The 17,726-nt window shown below is 65.2% G+C and carries 14 protein-coding genes; 3 read left to right on the top strand and 11 right to left on the bottom strand.

Going from position 1 to position 17,726, the window contains the following annotated elements:
• The 6 genes from HDG39_RS27865 to gltS form a co-directional block, all read right to left on the bottom strand.
• Window positions 1-566, bottom strand: a 566-nt coding sequence (locus HDG39_RS27865; protein ID WP_184010518.1) for an electron transfer flavoprotein subunit beta/FixA family protein, incomplete at its 3' end; no start/stop codon positions are given.
• Between the two features lie 71 nt (window positions 567-637).
• Window positions 638-2,440: an acyl-CoA dehydrogenase gene (locus tag HDG39_RS27870; RefSeq protein ID WP_184010520.1), complete on the bottom strand. Its 1,803-nt coding sequence runs from the start codon at window positions 2,438-2,440 to the stop codon at window positions 638-640.
• A 212-nt stretch (window positions 2,441-2,652) separates the two neighbouring features.
• Window positions 2,653-3,657, bottom strand: coding sequence for an AraC family transcriptional regulator (locus HDG39_RS27875; protein ID WP_184010522.1), 1,005 nt, complete (start codon window positions 3,655-3,657; stop codon window positions 2,653-2,655).
• 122 nt (window positions 3,658-3,779) lie between these two features.
• Window positions 3,780-4,241 carry a hypothetical protein gene (locus tag HDG39_RS27880; protein ID WP_018424770.1) on the bottom strand — a complete coding sequence of 154 codons (462 nt, stop codon included), beginning with the start codon at window positions 4,239-4,241 and terminating at the stop codon, window positions 3,780-3,782.
• A gap of 131 nt (window positions 4,242-4,372) precedes the next feature.
• Window positions 4,373-5,233 carry a class I SAM-dependent methyltransferase gene (locus HDG39_RS27885; protein ID WP_184010524.1) on the bottom strand — a complete coding sequence of 287 codons (861 nt, stop codon included), beginning with the start codon at window positions 5,231-5,233 and terminating at the stop codon, window positions 4,373-4,375.
• Window positions 5,234-5,275: 42 nt separating this feature from the next.
• Window positions 5,276-6,478 (bottom strand): sodium/glutamate symporter, encoded by a 1,203-nt coding sequence (gltS, locus tag HDG39_RS27890; RefSeq protein WP_184010526.1) that lies wholly within the window; start codon window positions 6,476-6,478, stop codon window positions 5,276-5,278.
• 342 nt (window positions 6,479-6,820) lie between these two features.
• Between gltS and HDG39_RS27895 the strand changes: the two genes are divergently transcribed.
• Window positions 6,821-6,973, top strand: coding sequence for a hypothetical protein (locus HDG39_RS27895; RefSeq protein ID WP_184010528.1), 153 nt, complete (start codon window positions 6,821-6,823; stop codon window positions 6,971-6,973).
• 75 nt (window positions 6,974-7,048) lie between these two features.
• Here the strand turns inward: HDG39_RS27895 and HDG39_RS27900 are convergent, their stop codons facing one another.
• Window positions 7,049-9,433 carry a glucose/quinate/shikimate family membrane-bound PQQ-dependent dehydrogenase gene (locus tag HDG39_RS27900; RefSeq protein WP_184010530.1) on the bottom strand — a complete coding sequence of 795 codons (2,385 nt, stop codon included), beginning with the start codon at window positions 9,431-9,433 and terminating at the stop codon, window positions 7,049-7,051.
• A 468-nt stretch (window positions 9,434-9,901) separates the two neighbouring features.
• Here HDG39_RS27900 and HDG39_RS27905 point away from each other — a divergent pair, with 468 nt between their 5' ends.
• Complete coding sequence (locus HDG39_RS27905) at window positions 9,902-10,291, top strand: DUF6232 family protein (protein ID WP_184010532.1); 390 nt, start codon at window positions 9,902-9,904, stop codon at window positions 10,289-10,291.
• A 113-nt stretch (window positions 10,292-10,404) separates the two neighbouring features.
• On the opposite strand, the gene HDG39_RS27910 is transcribed toward HDG39_RS27905, so the two are convergent.
• Window positions 10,405-12,858: a glycogen/starch/alpha-glucan phosphorylase gene (locus tag HDG39_RS27910; protein WP_184010534.1), complete on the bottom strand. Its 2,454-nt coding sequence runs from the start codon at window positions 12,856-12,858 to the stop codon at window positions 10,405-10,407.
• Window positions 12,859-13,636: 778 nt separating this feature from the next.
• Between HDG39_RS27910 and HDG39_RS27915 the strand changes: the two genes are divergently transcribed.
• Window positions 13,637-15,007, top strand: a complete 1,371-nt coding sequence (locus HDG39_RS27915) for an MFS transporter (protein WP_184010664.1) — start codon at window positions 13,637-13,639, stop codon at window positions 15,005-15,007.
• A 141-nt stretch (window positions 15,008-15,148) separates the two neighbouring features.
• Here the strand turns inward: HDG39_RS27915 and ltaE are convergent, their stop codons facing one another.
• From ltaE to HDG39_RS27930, 3 genes are all read right to left on the bottom strand, one after another.
• Entirely contained in the window at window positions 15,149-16,156 is a 1,008-nt protein-coding gene (ltaE, locus tag HDG39_RS27920; RefSeq protein WP_184010536.1) for a low-specificity L-threonine aldolase, read from the bottom strand.
• A 186-nt stretch (window positions 16,157-16,342) separates the two neighbouring features.
• Window positions 16,343-17,137, bottom strand: a complete 795-nt coding sequence (locus HDG39_RS27925; RefSeq protein ID WP_184010538.1) for a peptidoglycan DD-metalloendopeptidase family protein — start codon at window positions 17,135-17,137, stop codon at window positions 16,343-16,345.
• Window positions 17,138-17,301: 164 nt separating this feature from the next.
• Entirely contained in the window at window positions 17,302-17,613 is a 312-nt protein-coding gene (locus tag HDG39_RS27930) for a cupin domain-containing protein (RefSeq protein WP_184010540.1), read from the bottom strand.
• Window positions 17,614-17,726 lie beyond the last annotated feature (113 nt).

Here is a 17,726-nt window from a genome sequence, read left to right on the forward strand (position 1 = left end):
GGCAGCGTTACGTAGCGCGGCTCGTTCAGGCGCAGATCGGTCGTGACCACGGCCGGCAACGTCAGCGACAGCGTTTCCGCGCCGCCGTCCACTTCACGCGACACCGTCGCCTTGCCGTCCGCCACGACAAGCTTCGACGCGAATGTCGCCTGCGGCAGATTCGCGAGCGCGGCGAGCATCTGGCCGGTCTGATTGGAGTCGTCGTCGATCGCCTGCTTGCCGAGGATCACCAGTTGCGGCTGCTCCCTGTCGACGAGCGCCTTGAGCAGCTTCGCGACGGCGAGCGGCTGCAGGTCTTCGTTCGATTCGATCAGGATCGCGCGATCCGCGCCGATGGCGAGCGCCGTGCGCAGCGTTTCCTGCGCCTGCGCAACACCGGCCGACACGGCGATCACTTCGGTCGCGACGCCCGCTTCCTTCAGACGCACGGCTTCTTCAACCGCGATTTCGTCGAACGGGTTCATCGACATTTTCACGTTCGCGATATCGACGCCCGTACCGTCCGATTTCACGCGGACCTTCACGTTGTAGTCGACCACTCGCTTGACTGCTACAAGAACTCTCACGACACTCTCCTTCCCACACCGATAGGGCCGAGCCCTACCGCTTTGAATGACACATTACGTCCGTTGATCGATCAGAACTGGTCTTCGCGCAGCGCCAGCGCGCCTTCGCCATCGCGAGCACCGCGAACCGCCGCTTCGAGCGCGATTGCACGAGGCAGCACCTGCGTCGCGTAGCTATGCGCGGTCGCGATCTTCGCGTCATGGAAGGACGGATCTTCGTCGCGCTTGTCGGCCGCCAGCACGAGCGACCGTGCGACTTGCCAACCCGCGAGCACGATACCCGCGAGCATCAGATAGGACACACTGCCGGCGAACACCGCATTCGGATCGCTTTTGACGTTCTCGACCACGTAGCGCACCGCGCTGTACAACGCCTCGCGGCCGGCGGACAGATGACGATGCATCGCCTGAAAAGCCGCGCTCGAACCATACGAGGGGTGCGCTTGCACCGCGGCCAGGGTCGCGTCGATCTGCGCGAGCAGTATCCCGGTCACCTCGCCGTTGTCGCGCATGGTCTTGCGGCCGACGAGGTCGTTGGCCTGGATCGCCGTCGTGCCTTCGTAGATCGGCAGAATGCGCGCATCGCGGTAGTACTGCGCGGCGCCGGTTTCCTCGATGAAGCCCATGCCGCCGTGCACCTGCACGCCGAGACTCGTCACCTCCAGCGACATCTCCGTGCTCCAGCCCTTCACGATCGGCACCAGGTATTCGTAGATCGCCTGATGATTCGCACGCGTCGCGCCGTCCGGATGACGATGCGCGAGATCGCAGTGCGACGCCGACACATAGGCCAGAGCGCGTGCGCCTTCGGTCAGTGCGCGCATCGTCGAGAGCATGCGCCGCACGTCGGGATGCTGGATGATCGCGACCGACTGCTTCGCGGAACCATCCACGGGACGGCTCTGCACGCGCTCCTTCGCATACGCGACGGCGTGCTGGTACGCGCGATCCGAGATCGCCACGCCCTGTACCCCCACGGCAAAGCGCGCGGCGTTCATCATGATGAACATGTACTCCAGACCGCGGTTCTCCTCGCCGACGAGCTGCCCGATCGCGCCGCCGTGATCGCCGAACTGCAGCACGGCGGTCGGGCTCGCCTTGATGCCGAGCTTGTGTTCGATCGATACGCAGTGCGCGTCGTTGCGCTCGCCGAGCGAACCGTCTTCGTTGACGAGGAACTTCGGCACGACGAACAGCGAAATGCCTTTCACGCCTTCAGGAGCGCCCGGCGTGCGTGCGAGCACCAGATGCACGATGTTTTCCGTCATGTCGTGCTCGCCCCAGGTGATGAAAATCTTCGTGCCGAAGATCCGGTACGAGCCGTCGCCCTGCGGCTCGGCGCGGGTGCGCACGAGCGAGAGGTCGGAGCCGGCTTGCGGCTCGGTCAGATTCATCGTGCCGGTCCATTCACCGGATATCATCTTCGGCACGTAGCGCTGCTTCAGCTCCTCGCTACCCGCCGTCAGCAGCGCTTCGATCGCGCCGTCGGTCAGGAGCGGGCACAGCCCCAGCGACAGGTTGGCGGCGTTGAGCATTTCGATGCAGGGCGTCGACAGCAGCTTGGGCAGATCCTGACCGCCGTATTCAGACGGATGTTGCAAACCCTGCCAGCCGCCTTCGCTGAACTGGCGAAACGCGTCCTTGAAACCGGCCGTGGCGGTCACCACGCCGTCCTTCCAGGTGCTCGGGCTGCGGTCGCCGTCGACGTTCAGCGGCGCGAGCACGCCTTCGTGCAGCCGCGCGGCCTCTTCGAGCACCGCGCGAGCGGTGTCGGCGGTTGCGTCCTCGCAGCCGGGCAAGCCCGCCAGTTGGTCGATTCCAGCCAGTTCCGTGAGTGCAAACAACATTTCTTTGAGAGGCGCGACGTAGCTCATTACCATTCTTCCGATCAGATAGTCCGTAGGGAAAGTCACCCGTCTGGCACCGATGCGGCCGGGGTAACGTATGGCTGAATCGTAGCGTCGGACAGGCCCTGCCCGGTTGTCCAAACCGGACGATCTATTGACATCTCTGGCCACGTCGGAGGGAGTAAGCGCCCCGTGGGAACTGCGTCGGCGGGTGTTGCCGACGCATCGATATGACGCGATCAGCCACCCCGGCGATAGGCCGCCGGGGTGCTGCCGGTCCAGTGACGGAACGCTCTGTGGAATGCGGTGGGGTCGCCGAAGCCGACGTCGCCCGCGATGATGGCGATGGGCTCGCGCGTGCCCGTCAGGCGCTGGATCGCGATGTCGCGACGCAATTCGTCCTTGAGCACCTGGAACGCCGTGCCCTCGGCGGCGAGATGACGGCACAGCGTTCTGACCGAGCAGTGCAGGCCTTCCGCCGCCTCTTCGATGGACGGGACGTCGGGCAGCCGGGACGCAAGATGTTCCCGCACGCGATGACTGAACAGCTGCTCGTTGAACGAAACGAAGATCCAGTCTTCCGGCGCGCGAGCGAGAAACCTGCGCAGGTTCGCCTTGCGCTGACGCACGGGCAGGTCGAAATAGCTGCTGCTGAACTGCATCGAGGTCTGAGCGCAGTCGAACTTCGCCGGTCCGGGAAACAGATAAAGATACTCGAGCGCGTGAGCGGGACGGGGAAAGGCAAACTGCACCTGCAACAACGCAATCCGCTGACCGATCAGCCAGGACGCGATCCCATGCGCGAGCTTCAGCACCAGCTCCTGGCCCAGCATGCCGGGTGGCGCTCCCGTGCTTCCCGGACGCAGCGCCAGGCTCGCGACGAGGTCGCCGCGGCGCGACTCGAAGCGGAAGTCGTCCAGCACGAGATGGAAGAACTGGCCGAACCGGCGCATCGCGGTTTCGAGATTCGGCGCATCCAGCAGGCTCAGGCAGAGAAACTTGAGCGCGCCGCTGCGCAGCGGGCGCGAGAAAACGCCGGGCATCTCATCGTCGAGTTCGATCGCGAGCGAGCGGTAGAGCGTGGAGAACTGTTCCTCGGTGACGCGCGCTCCAGGCTGGTCCAGAAGCGCGCGCGGAATGTTCGCGCCCGACAGATGCCGGTCGACGATATCCGGCCGCGTCCCGACGCTGCCGAGGAACCCGTTGACGAGCGAGATCGGTACGGTTGCGCCAGGAGCTTGCATGAGAAGGTTCCGCGAGGCGAAGACGCATCAGCATAGCGCCTCCAGCCGCATCGTGGCGGGGGTTCAGCGAATCGCTACGCGAGTGCCGCGTTCGGGGCCCCGTGGTTCCGGTAGCTTGCCGCCTATTGCGCCGATGCGTGCGAGCGCAGATATGGCACGTAGCCGTTCTGAATCTTCAGGATCTTCTCGGCGCAGGCGTCATAGTCGTCGCCCTTCGCGCTGTCGGGCCCATACATGCCGCGGCACTGCGCGAACAGCGACAGCGTCGCGCCGCCCGTGCTCTTGTTCGCGCGGGTCGCTGAGAAAGCGGCTTTGCCCGAATCGTCGGGCACGTCGGTATCGATCGCGACCGCGTCCGCGCGGATCACGTGCGTGTCGGAATGCTGCTCGATATAGCGTTTCGTCGCCGCCCACGCGGCATCGCAATTCGCCGGTGTGCAGTCGATCACCGCGTCGCGTTGCGCGGCGCGGAGGTTCGGCTCGCTATGAAGGATCTCCTGCTGGGCGCGTTGCGTCTGCTTTTCCGGGGACGAGCAGGCGGCGAGCGCACATGCGACGAGTGCGAGGGCAGCGATCTTTTTCATGAGAAGACTTCGGAGGCCATGTTCGAGCGCGATTATAGCGGTGCGGGGAAAGAGATTGCGTATTCACCACTCACATGCTGGGTTGGTAACTTCAATTGGCGTCGTCGCCGCAAAACACAGTTCAGAGACCCCTAGGTATTCGCCACCAGCAATTCCTCCGCATTGCCCGGCGGCCGCAGCCCATCCGTCCGGTCCGCGAAATAGCGCTGCGTCAGATCGGCCGCGGACACGTGCCGCGCCTCGTCAAATCCGGCTTCGCGCGCCATGGCGATCATCTGCTGCGGCATGAAGAAGCTGATGAACGGTGTACCGCTCGCACGCGCGCCCTTCTCTGCCATTTCGAGTCCGGGGCGCACGTCCGGGTCCGCCATCTCCAGTGGCAACAGGAACGTCATCGCGAACGTCGAGCCGCGCGCCAGCCCGGCCACTTCGCGCAGCGTCGCCGCATTCGCCTCTTTCGTCAGATACATGCTGACGCCGGTCGACACGACGACGGCCGGCCTGCTTTCGTCGAAGCCTTCGGCGACGAGACGCTGCCGCCAGCTATCGCCCGCTTCGAAGTCGACCGGCACGAAACGCAGCCAGTCCGGCAGGCCGAAACCAAGCTCGCCGAGCCGCTGACGCTTCCACGTTTGCGGACCCGGCGGGTCGACCTCGAACACGGTGAGCCGCGACGCAATGTCGGGCCGGCGTTGCGCGAAGCTGTCGAGACCGGCGCCCAGAATCACGTATTGATCCACACCGCACCCGGTCTGCTCGACGACCAGATCCTCGATAAAGCGTGCGCGCGCGACGATCGACGCGCGAAACGGCCGCGTGAACCGCGGGTCCATGTCGCCACGGCTGCGCCAGTCTTCGGCGGGTGCCAGCAACTGCAAGCCGACTTCGTCTTCGAGCACGTGCGGCGGCGCGTCGGCCTGCACGTGCAGCGCACGCCATAACGCGACGCGCGCGGCGGTACTGTCGGGTGCGATGTGTCGTTGATCGCTCATGGTATTTGCCCGCTTGGGTTGATGTGCCAATGCCACCGCGGCTCAATGGAGAAACGGCAGCGCGAGAAACAGTTTGATGACGATCGCGTTGACGATGTCCATGAAAAACGCGCCCGTCATGGGCACGATCAGGAACGCGAGATGGGAATGGCCGAAGCGGTTCGTGATCGCCTGCATGTTCGCGATCGCGGTCGGCGTGGCGCCAAGTCCGAGCCCGCATTGCGCCGCGCACAACACGACCGCGTCGTAGTTACGGCCCATCGCGGGGAACGTGACGAATACCGCGTAGAGCGCCATCAGCAGCGTCTGTGCCGCGAGGATCGAGATGATCGGCACCGCGAGCGCGGCAAGCCCCCATAGGTCGAGCCGCATCAGCGCCATCGCGAGAAAGAGCGCGAGCGCGACGTTGCCGACAAGCGCGACCGCGTGCTGGTCGATCCGCACACGCACGAGCGGGAGCACGTTGTTCAGGATCACGCCGATGAACAGCGTGCAGACGAACGTCGGCAATTCGAACGCGGTGTCCGCGATCCAGTCGGCAAACATTTCGCCGCCCGCGAGGCAGATCGAGATCAGCGCGAGCGTCGTGATGATCGCGGCGGGCGTGGTGGCCTGCTGCGCCTTCGGTTCTTCGAAGACCAGCGTTTCGTCCTTTAGCTGTTTGACGCGCAGCAACTCGTCGGCGCTGATCCGCCGCATCAGCAGCCGTGCGATCGGACCGCCGAGCACGCCGCCCATCACGAGTCCAAACGTCGCGCAGCCGATCGCGATCTCGGTCGCCGACTCCAGTCCGTGACGCTCGGTAAAGACCTGGCTCCACGCGGCGCCAGTACCGTGGCCGCCCGACAACGTGACCGAGCCGCCGAGAATCCCAAGCAGCGGATCGACGCCGAGGGCGAAGGCGAGCAGCAAGCCGACCGTGTTCTGCAGGATCAGCAGCCCGCTGACCAGCGCCAGAAAGCGGATCAACACCGGACCGCCCGCCTTCAAACTTGATAGATGCGCATTCAGACCGATCGTCGAGAAGAACGCGAGCATCAGCGGCGCCTGCATCGTCGAATCGAACCTGACCTGCACGTGGGTGGTGAGGCGCGTGATCAGCACGCAGATCGCGACGATGAGCCCGCCTGCCACCGGCGCCGGAATCGAATAGGCCCTTAGCACGCCGATCCACTGCACGAGCTTTTCGCCGAGCAGCAGCACGAGCGACGTCGCGACCAGCGTGGCATATACGCCAATAGTCATGAATGGCCTCCGAGCGGGAGCGTGATAACGTTTTCTGTTTTCCCGGCGCGACGCCGCGGCGCATCGGGATGCGGCAAGGCTTTGTAATCATCCGGAGCGCGCGCGACCTTGCGACATCTTAGCCAATCCGTCCAGGCAAAGTATGATTTTCCTTGGGTTTTATCTGGCAAGGTCGGAGCCCAGATTGGGTTTCTCAGTACACGGAGTGACCGACAGATTCTCGCACTGACGTGAATTCAAAGTAGCGGGAATAGGAGATGCGTAGCTCTGCAGGATAGCCCGACGGGCGCTGTCTGATTGCGTCGCAAGTATTGATCGGATGCCACTCAACCAGGAGATGTCATGAAACCAATCCTCTACCGCCGGCTTCTCGCGAGCGCGATCACGATCGCTATCGCCGCGATGTGCGCGGGCTGCAAGCCCGCCGATAAGGCGGGTGGAACAGCCAACGCGGATTCGGCGGCGAGCAGTTCGCCGTCCGCCGCAAGTCAGTGACAAACAGATGACCGCATTGCCGTGCGTGGACGTGGCGGTCCAGTCCACGCACGTCCACCCTGCTTCACCGCTTTGCTATTGCGGCAACGCATAGGCAATCACGTAGTCGCCGAGCTTCGTACCGAATGAGCCGTGACCGCCCGCCGCAATCACCACGAACTGACGTCCGTTGACCGAATAGCTCATCGGCGTTGCCTGCCCGCCGGCGGGCAGACGCGCCTGCCAGAGCTGCCTGCCGTTGTTCACGTCGAAGCCGCGAATGTAGTTGTCGGCCGTCGCGCCGATGAACGCCACGCCGCCCGCCGTGATGATCGGGCCGCCGAGCATCGGCATCCCCATCTTGAACGGCAACGGAAGCGGCGAGCTGTCCCGCACCGTTCCGATCCGCTTCTTCCATACGATCTGGTTGGTCTTCAGATCGATCGCCGAAATGAAGCCCCAGGCAGGTTGCTTGCAAGGAAGACCGACCGGCGACATGAACGCATTCAGTGTCACGCCGAACGGAACGCCGTATTGCGGCTGAATTCCGGTCTCCGTCCCCGAACCTTTCGCGCCCGGTACCGGCTGAATCGGATTGCCCGGGCCACGCGGAATCAGCCGCGAAACGAACGGCAGCGCAATCGGATTGGCGAGCGCAATCTGGCGATCTGTGTCGACCGCCATGCCGCCCCACTCGAACATGCCGAGATTGCCCGGAAAGACCAGCGTTCCTTGCTCTGATGGAGGTGTGAAGGTGCCTTCATAGCGCAGCTTGTGGAACATGATCCGGCATACCAGCTGGTCGTACATCGTGGCGCCCCACATGTCGGCATCGGTGAGATCCTTCGATGGCCGGAAGGTCAGTCCGGAGAACGGCTGGGTAGGCGAAACATGGTCGCCGGGCGCCGCACCCTGCGGCACCGGACGCTCCGGCGCCGGCACCACCAGCACGCCCGTGCGCCGGTCGAGCACGAACAGGTTGCCGGTTTTGGCCGGCGCATACACGACAGGCACGGTATTGCCCTTGACGTCGGTAATGTCCGCGAGCGTGGGCTGCGATGGCAGGTCCATGTCCCACAGGTCGTGGTGGACCGTCTGATAGAACCACGCGAGCTTGCCCGTCGACGCGTGCAGCGCGAGCAGGCCGCTCGCGAAACGCTCCTGCTCCGCCGTCCGGTTGCCGCCCCAGATGTCCGGCGTGGTCACGCCCATCGGCAAATAGACGATGTCCAGCTTGGGATCGTATGCAGCGGGCGCCCACGAGTTCGGGGACGTGAGCGTGTAGTGACCGCCGGCGGGAGGATTCTGATTCGGGTCCTTCGCGCCCGGGTCGAACACCCACAGCAGTTCGCCGGAACGCACATCAAAGCCGCGGATCACGCCCGACGGCTCGCGCGTCGAATAGTTGTCCTCGACCGCGCCCGCGACGACGATCACGTCGTTCGTGATGACCGGCGGCGAGGTCGGCTCATACATGCCGGGGGTCGTCACCGGCTGGTTGTGCTGGAGATCGAGATCGCCGCCGTTGGCAAAGGTTTTGCACAGCGCCCCTGTCTCCGCGTCGAGCGCATACAGGTGGCCATCGTTGACGGGCAGATAGATGCGGCGCGTGCAGGCCGCGGCCGATGCGCCCGAGGGCTGATCAGCCGTCGGCGCGGGACCGGCCGCGGAAAGATCGACGTAAGCCACACCACGGCAGGTCACGTGCTGGAACGACGGATCGGCCTTCAGTTGCGGATCGAATTTCCATTTCAACTTGCCGGTCCGCGCATCCAACGCCCATAGGATCTGATGCGGCGAGCATAGAAACAAGGTCTCGCCGATCTTGATCGGCGTGACTTCGTCCGTAATCTCGACGGGGTCGTTGGGGCCTTTGCTATCCCCGGTCCGGAAGGTCCACGCGACCTGTAAGTCCTTGACGTTTGCAGGCGTGATTTGAGTCAGCGGGGAATAGCGGGTACCGGCCTGGGTGCGCGCGTAGGCCGGCCAGTCGGCGGCGCTATCACCGGTCTCTGCGGGGGCCGCCGATGCCGCACTGAAGCTCCCGTTGACCGTTTGCGGGTCGTTGAAGTTCGCGTAGATGAGCACGCCCGCCCAGACAGCCAATGCAACGACGAGCGAACCAATGCCGAGCCCGCGTGCGCCCTCCATCCGCCAGCTCACGAGCAGCAGTAGCCACACGCCGAAAATGACCAGCACCCCGGAGCGCGGAGCCAATGCCCAGAAGTCCGTGCCGGACTCCCACAGTGCCCAGACCGCCGTCGCAATCATCACGAGCGCATAGAGAACGAGCGCAGCGGGCTTGCGCCGGTAAAGCAACCACGTCACTACTGCGAGCAGCAGGCCCGTGATCAGGTAGTACCACGACCCGCCTACGGCGATCAGCCATGCTCCGCCGATCACGAGGTAAAGCGAAGTGAGCGCGAGAAACACAAGTGTGATTGCACCGATGACGACTGACCAACCGGGCTGTCTCGACATGATGATCTTCCACCCTAATCAAGAACGACGTGCGCGCGCAGACCGCAAAAGATGGGCCTGGTCTGTCCTGTTGTTCGATGCAGGCGCCTGACTTCTCGCGGGTTATCGCGCGTGCAGCGATGAGATCGAACCTGCCGCGGACATGCAACCGATACCTCGCTATCTGACCTGTTGGCCCAAGTGGTCGAGAGCGTAGCGTCGGCAATGCTCAAGATATGCCGCTTCGTTGGCGACGGTCAATTGAATCATGCTGCGCCACAGCGATGATGACGCATCGAGCGATCTGGGCCCCTTGCCTGTCAGCCCCGCATAAAAGCCCTTGGCGCCCGCGGGGCAGGAGGCCGGAGATCTTTTGAGGGCGCTTTTTTCACACAACACGGGCCTGAGAGGGGATAGAAAAGTCCGCAACTTTAGGAATTTGAAGGAAGTCTGCTACGCTGCGCGCTTCACCACCCTCGCATTGAAACGATGGAAACGCCTTTCAACGATCGCGGCGTGTCGGTCACGCGCAACGCCCTCTCATCCGCAGGTCAGGTCTTCCCGCTGCGCGATATCGTCGACGTGCGGGTCGTGACCGTGCAGAAGAACAAGTTCGTGCCGCTCGTGATCTCGGTGGCCGGGCTGATCGGCGCAATCGTCGGGGGCGTGCTGCACTCGGCGTCGGGACTCGTATGCGGGGCGATGCTGATCGTGGTCGGTTGGCTTACCTGGGTGACCCAGGACATCACGCATCGGCTGATGGTCAAGACGGCCGACGGCGAGCGCGAAGCGCTGATGAGTACGGATCGCGAGTTCGTCGAACGCGTCGGCGAGGCAGTGCATCGGGCGAAGGCCGCGGCTGCCGCGCCGAAGGCTTGACGCGGAGCGACGATCGAACATGACGAAGCCGTGCGCGACTGATCAGCACCAGCCTCGCACGGCTTTCGATCTGCTTTCCCGCAAGCAACGACTACGTTGCCGTCATCTCGCGCTCAGCCGAGACTGAGCGGACTCACGCGCCAGATATTGCGCGCATACTCGCCGATCGTTCGATCCGACGAGAACTGCCCCATCCCCGCGACGTTCTCGATCGCGCTTTCGGCCCACGCGTGCTTGTCGACGAAACGCGCATCCACTTCGTTCTGCGCCTTCGCGAACGCGTCGAAATCGGCGAGCACCATATAGTGATCGCCCCAGTCGACCAGCGTGTGAAAGATATCCGAGAAGCGCAGCGGATCGTCCGGCGAAAAGAAGCCCGTGCGAATCTGATCGAGCGCGGTGCGCAGTGTTTCGTTTTCCTCGTAAATCCGCCGCGGCCGATAGCCGCTTGCGCGCAAGTCGTCCACCTCGTCGGCGGAGTGACCGAAGATGAAGATGTTCTCGCGCCCCACCGCGTCGCAGATCTCGATGTTCGCGCCGTCCATCGTGCCGATCGTCAATGCGCCATTGAGCGCGAGCTTCATGTTGCCGGTGCCCGACGCCTCGGTGCCGGCCATCGAGATCTGCTCCGACAGATCGGCCGCCGGAATGATCAGCTCGGCCACGCTGACGCCGTAGTTCGGCACGAACACGACCTTCAGCCTGTCGCCGATCAGCGGATCATGATTGACCTTCTCGCTGACGTCGCCGATCAGCTTGATGATCGTCTTGGCCATCCGGTACGCGGACGCGGCTTTGCCCGCGAACAGCACGACGCGCGGCACCCAGTCGCGCTCCGGATTCGCGCGAATCTCGTTGTAGCGTACGATCACGTGCAGCAAGTTCAGCAACTGGCGCTTGTATTCGTGAATGCGCTTGACCTGCAGATCGAACAGCGCGTCCGGATCGAAGTGCTGCTTCGTGTGATGTGCGAGCCGGTGCACGAGCCGCAGCTTGCTCTGTCGTTTGGCCTCGCGGAACGCTTCGACGAACTCGTCGTCCTTGCGCAGATTACGCAGCTGCTCGAGCTCGAACAGATTGCTGCGCCAGTGTGTGCCGATGCGCGCGTCGATCAGCGACGACAGCGGCGGACTCGCCTGCGCGAGCCAGCGGCGCGGCGTGATGCCGTTGGTCACGTTGGTGAAGCGATCCGGATAGATGCGCGCGAAGTCGGCGAAGATGTCGCGCGTCATCAGCTGCGAATGCAGCTTCGACACGCCGTTCACCTTGTGACTCGCGACGATCGCCAGATACGCCATGCGCACGCGCCGCTGCCCATATTCATCGACGAGCGAAATGCGGCGGATCATCTCGGCGTCGTGGCCCGAGTGCTCGCTGACGTGTTTCAGAAACTGCGCGTTGATTTCGAAGATGATCTCGAGATGCCGCGGCAGCAGGCGTGACAACATTTCGACATCCCAGGTTTCGAGCGCCTCGGGCATCAGCGTGTGATTCGTGTACGAGAAGATCTGCGTCACGTGTTTCCACGCCTTGTCCCACGGCACATGATGCTCGTCGACGAGCAGGCGCATCAGCTCTGGAATCGCGAGCACCGGGTGCGTGTCGTTCAGATGCACCGCGACCTTCTCCGAGAAGCGCCCGAACGTGCTGTGCGTGCGCTGATAACGGCGGATCAGATCCTGCATCGTCGCCGACACGAAGAAGTACTCCTGGCGCAACCGCAACTCGCGGCCAGCCGGCGTCGAGTCGTCCGGATAGAGCAGCCGCGACACGTTCTCCGACATGTTCTTGGTGTCGACCGCGTTGCGGTAGTCGCCGCGGTTGAAAGCGCCGAGGTCGAGTTCCTCGGTCGCGCGCGCGGACCACAGGCGCAGCGTGTTGGTCGCGTCGGTCGCGTAGCCGGGGATCACGGTGTCGTACGCGGTCGCGTTCACATGCTCGGTGTCGATCCATTCGGTCTTGTCGCCGCGCTGCACGGTGCGGCCGCCGAAGTGCACCATGTACTTGATTTCGGGTCGCGGAAATTCCCATGGATTGCCGGCACGCAGCCAATAGTCGGGCGCCTCGACCTGCTCGCCGTTGACGATTTCCTGACGGAACATGCCGTACTGGTAACGGATGCCGTAGCCGAAGCCCGGAATGCCGAGCGTCGCCATCGAGTCGAGAAAGCACGCCGCGAGCCGGCCGAGGCCGCCGTTGCCGAGCGCTGCGTCGGGTTCGAGATCGATCAGTGCGTCCATGTCGACGCCGAGGCTCGCGAGCGCCTCCTTCATCTGATCGTGAATGCCGAGCGCGAGTAGCGCGTTGGTAAAGGTCCTGCCGATCAGAAACTCCATCGACAGGTAGTAGACCCGCTTCACGTCCTGCTCGTATTGCAGGCGCGTGGTCTTCATCCAGCGTGCGACGAGCCGGTCGCGCACGGCCAGCGCGGCCGCGTGCAGCCAGTCGTGCGGATGAGCGGTGACGGCGTCCTTGCCGACGCCGTACATCATGCGATTCGAAATTGAGCGCCGTAGCGCGTCGACGGTACTGTTGAGCTGGTCGAATTCCAGATCGACGGCTGTCATCGAAGCCTCCGGGAAGGTCGACATGGCAAACGCGAACCGCACGGGAGACGGACGGGAGGTGCGTGCCTGTCGGAGCGGTTTAAAAAAACAGAGTAGGACATTTTGGGGATCGCGCACACTGGCGCGCGAGAGGACGATGACGCATACGGCGTGCCCGGCGAGCTCGCCCGCTGCCGCGCGACCGGGCCGCGGCGGGTGCCCGGACACGGTGCAAAGCTGCGTGGCAGCGGCACTGTGGGTGGGCATCGGCGCGCGTGAGTCGGGTGACGAAAGCAGGTTAGGCATACGCCCGAAGCATCTGCGAGCCGCACATCGATTATTTTTCCGATGCGTGACGGGCGGATGAAGCTCCGAATAGCCTGATCTTGTGATCGAATCGGGCGGCCCGTTCTGCCGGGCGATTCTGTCGTATGCGTGTTGGATTTTGACGCGAAAAGCGCGCGCGCCGATTTGGAGATGGCGGGCGGGACTGGCGGTTAGTTGCGTTTCATTGAGATCAAAGCGCCTCATCTTCAAGCCGCCTCCCGGTCCCTGCCCGCCTCCCTGCACGATCGTGCCGTCTCTGCAACAATCGCGACGTTGCGCCGCACAAGCCGCCACGCTGATCCGCCGTGGACCGACCGCGCGCGCCTCACCCACGACGAAACCGCCGCCCGAGCGCGTCGCCTCCCCGGAAGCGACCGACACCGGCATGCCCAACCCCACGAGCCACGCCTTGTCCGATAAGCTCAGCCCCGCCGTCGGCGTCCCCACGCCGACTCTCCCCGCCGACGGCCCGATGTCGGCCGCCAACCGCCGCGCGATGGCCGCGATCATGCTCGCCGTCGCGCTCGCCACGCTGGATACCGCGATCGCCAACACCGCGCTGCCCGCGATCGCCGGCGACCTGCACGCGGCGCCGGCCGCCTCGGTCTGGATCATCAACGCATATCAGCTCGCGATGGTCGCGACGCTGCTGCCGCTCGCCGCGCTCGGCGATATCGTCGGACATCGGCGCATCTATATCGGCGGCATCGCGCTGTTCACGCTGAGCTCGCTCGGCTGCGCGATGGCGCCGACGCTGCCGCTGCTCGCCGCCGCGCGCATCGTGCAGGGCTTGGGCGCCAGCGCGATCATGAGCGTCAACACCGCGCTGATCCGCTATCTGTACCCGTCGCATCGGCTCGGTCGCGGGCTTGGCACCAATGCGCTGATCGTCGGCGTGTCGTTCGCGGTCGGGCCGACGGTGGCGTCGCTGATTCTGTCGGTCGCGACGTGGCCTTGGCTGTTCGCGGTCAACGTGCCGCTCGGTGTACTCGCGCTGAGCTTCGCGATGCCGGCGCTGCCGCATACCGCGCAGAGCCGGCACCCGCTCGATCCGGTGGCGGCGCTGCTCAACGTGGTCACGTTCGCCGCGCTGATCTTCGCGCTCGGCGAGGCGGCGCAACGCGCGTCGCTGCAGATCGTGCTCAGCGCCGCGGCGATCGCCGGCGTGTTCGGGCTGCTGCTGATCCGCCGCGAGGCGGGCCACCCCGCGCCGATGCTGCCTGTCGATCTGTTCAAGCGGCCGGTGTTCGCGCTGTCGGCGGTGACGGCCGTGTGCTCGTTCGCCGCGCAGGGCCTCGCGTTCGTGTCGCTGCCGTTCTATTTCGAGGACGTGCTGCTGCGCAGCCAGGTCGAAACCGGCTTCCTGATGACGCCGTGGCCCGTCGTGGTCGCGCTCGCCGCGCCGCTCGCGGGCGGCCTGTCGGACCGCTACCCGCCGGGGCTGCTCGGCGCGATCGGGCTCGCGGTGCTGTCGGCGGGGATGGCCTCGCTGGCGATGCTGCCCGCCCATCCGCACGTGCTCGACATCGGCATCCGTATGGCGATCTGCGGCGCGGGTTTCGGCTTTTTCCAGTCGCCGAACCTGAAGGCGCTGATGGCGAGCGCGCCGCCGGAGCGCAGCGGCGGCGCGAGCGGCATCGTGGCGACCGCACGGCTGCTCGGACAGGCGACCGGCGCGGCGCTGGTCGCGCTGTGCTTCGGCATTGCCGGCCGCCAGCATGGGCCGACGCTCGCGCTCGGCCTCGGCGCGTTCTTCGCCGGCGCGGCGAGCCTGGCGAGCGGCTTGCGGCTGCTCGCGCCGTCGCATCGCGCGGGCGTGCAGGCGAAGGCAGCGGTCAAGTGAGATATGCGCCGGACGGCGCGTGAGGCAGGGATGAAGCCTGAATGAAGCGCGCCTCGAACGAGCGCGCACGAGTTGAAGCCTGTGCGGGAAGACGAGGCAGCAACCACGGGAGCCGTCTCGCTTACGACCCATGCGGCGCGATCAACGCGCCGCGAAATACCCCTTCACCGCGGCAATGAACGTGTCGATATCGTCGCGCGACACATCCATGTGCGTGACGAAGCGCGACGCATACAGCATCTGCGTGAGGATGCCGCGCTCCTTGAGCCACGCCTCGAGCGGCGCGCAATGCTGCTGCGGAAACTGCGCGAACACCATGTTCGTCGCGACCGACTGCACCTTCACCTGCTCGATCGTCTCCAGTCCCGCCGCCAGATGCGCGGCGTTCGCGTGGTCGTCGGCGAGCCGCTCGACGTTGTGATCGAGCGCGTACAGGCACGCCGCCGCGAGCACGCCAACCTGGCGCATGCCGCCGCCGAGCACCTTGCGCCAGCGATGCGCGACGTCGATCAGCGCGCGGCTGCCGACCAGCACCGAGCCGACCGGCGCGCCCAGCCCCTTCGAAAAGCAGATCGACACCGAATCGAACGGCTCGGCCAGCGTCGCGACCGGCTTGCCCGACGCGACCGCCGCGTTGAACACGCGCGCGCCGTCGAGGTGAGTGGCGAGGCCGCGCTCGCGCGCGAGCCGCGTCGCGTCGGCGACGTACTGCGCCGGCAGCACCTTGCCGCCGATCGTGTTTTCCAACGCGAGCAACCGTGTGCGTGCGAAGTGATCGTCGATCGGCTTGATCGCGGCGGCGATCTTGTCGAGCGGGATCGAACCGTCGGCGGCGTTTTCGAGCGGTTGGGGCTGGATGCTGCCGAGCACGGCCGCGCCGCCGCCCTCGTATTTGTAGGTGTGCGCGAGCTGGCCGACGATGTACTCGTCGCCGCGCGCGCAGTGCGCCATCAACGCGGCGAGGTTGCTTTGCGTGCCGCTCGGGAAGAACAGCCCCGCTTCCTTGCCGGTGCGTTCGGCCAGCGTGGCCTGCAGCCGCAGCACGGTGGGGTCGTCGCCCCAGACGTCGTCGCCGACTTCGGCCGTCGACATCGCCGCGAGCATCGGCGGAGTCGGACGGGTAACGGTATCGCTGCGCAAATCGATCATTGTGTGTTCCTGTGTGTCCATGAATGACAGCCTACGGCAACCGGCCGCCCGTGCATTCCGGGAGGAACGCGCGCGCCGGCAAACGAGCCATACAGTGTATTCAATTCAGACGACGCTGAAAATCGGCGCATCCCGGAGAAGCGCGCCGATCCGGCTGCGATGATCCAACAGACGCGACGGGGACGCTCAGCCGCCAGGCTTCGGCAACCACTGGAGCGGATCGACCGGCTGGCCGTTCTCGCGCACTTCGAACTGGATCGACGCGACGCCGCGGCTATCGACACCGACCTCGCCGATCGTCTGCCCTTGCGCCACCGCGTCGCCTTCCTTGACGAGTAGCTGGCTGTTCTGGCCGTACGCGGTGATCAGCGAATCGTTGTGCTTGATGATGATGAGTGGGCCGTAGGCTTCGATGCCGCTGCCCGCGTACACCACGCGGCCGGTCGCCGCGGCCTTGACTGGATCACCGGCTTGGCCGCCGATCACGATGCCGTTGGATTTGCCCGGCGCGAACGCGCGCAGGATCGGTCCGCGCAACGGCCATTGCAGCACGCCCTGCTGCGGCACGGCGGCAAGCGCCGGCGCACCGGGTACGGCGCCCGGCGGCAGGTTCGCCGTCGCGCCCGGCGCACCCGGCGCCACCGCGACCGGCGGCGTGACCACGCTGCCCGAGGCCAGCGGCGGCGAAACGCGCAGCACCTGGCCGGGCGCGACCGCCGCGTTGACCGGCAAGCCGTTCCAGGCCGCGATTTCCTGCGGCCTTCGTCCATAGGCCGAAGCGATGCCGGACAGCGTATCGCCCGGATTGACGCGATAGTAGCCGGCGGGCACCTGGACGGTCGCGAGGCTGGTCGTGCTCGACGGCGCGTTGCTGTAGAACGGCGTGCTTTCCCACGGCATCGTCGTGCAGCCGGCGATCGCCACGCCGAACGCTGCCGCCGTCAGCAGGCGGATCGCCGTCGGTTGCCATTCTTGTGTCATCTGATTTTCCTCGACGTGTGTCTCAATCCGGTTCAATCGACGCCGTAGCAATTGCCGTGCCGTCACGCTTGCAGAAGGTCGCGGCTGTCCGCAGCCGCCTGGATATTATGCGCGACTGCCACACGCGCGCCGCGCTAGCGTGCGCCGTCCAACTGCCGTGTTCTTCAGACGCTGCCCTGCGCTTCGACGACGAGCACGCGTACCGCGCCGAGCGGATGCGCGACGTGCTCGGTGCCGACCGACGCATGGAACACGTCGCCGGTTTCGAGAACCGTCGTGCGTTCGACGCCGTCTTCGCGATAGCGCATTTCGACGCGGCCGTCGAGCACGGCGAATACCTCCTCGCCGTCGTTCACGTGCCACTTGTACGGCTGGTCGGTCCAATGCAGACGCGTGGTGATGCCGTTCATGTTCGCGATGTCGAGCGCGCCCCAGGCACGCGACGCGGTGAAGCTTCTGCTGCGGATGATCTTCATGGTCGATGAGCAATTGGCAAGCGCGCAAGCCCGGCGGGCGGCGCCGTCCGCCCACGGCGACGACGCTCGCGCGGCTGGCCCTATTATAGGTCGCGTGGCCCGCGCGTCTGGAC

This window comes from Paraburkholderia lebeckiae (assembly GCF_014201005.1).
GTDB lineage: Bacteria > Pseudomonadota > Gammaproteobacteria > Burkholderiales > Burkholderiaceae > Paraburkholderia > Paraburkholderia tuberum.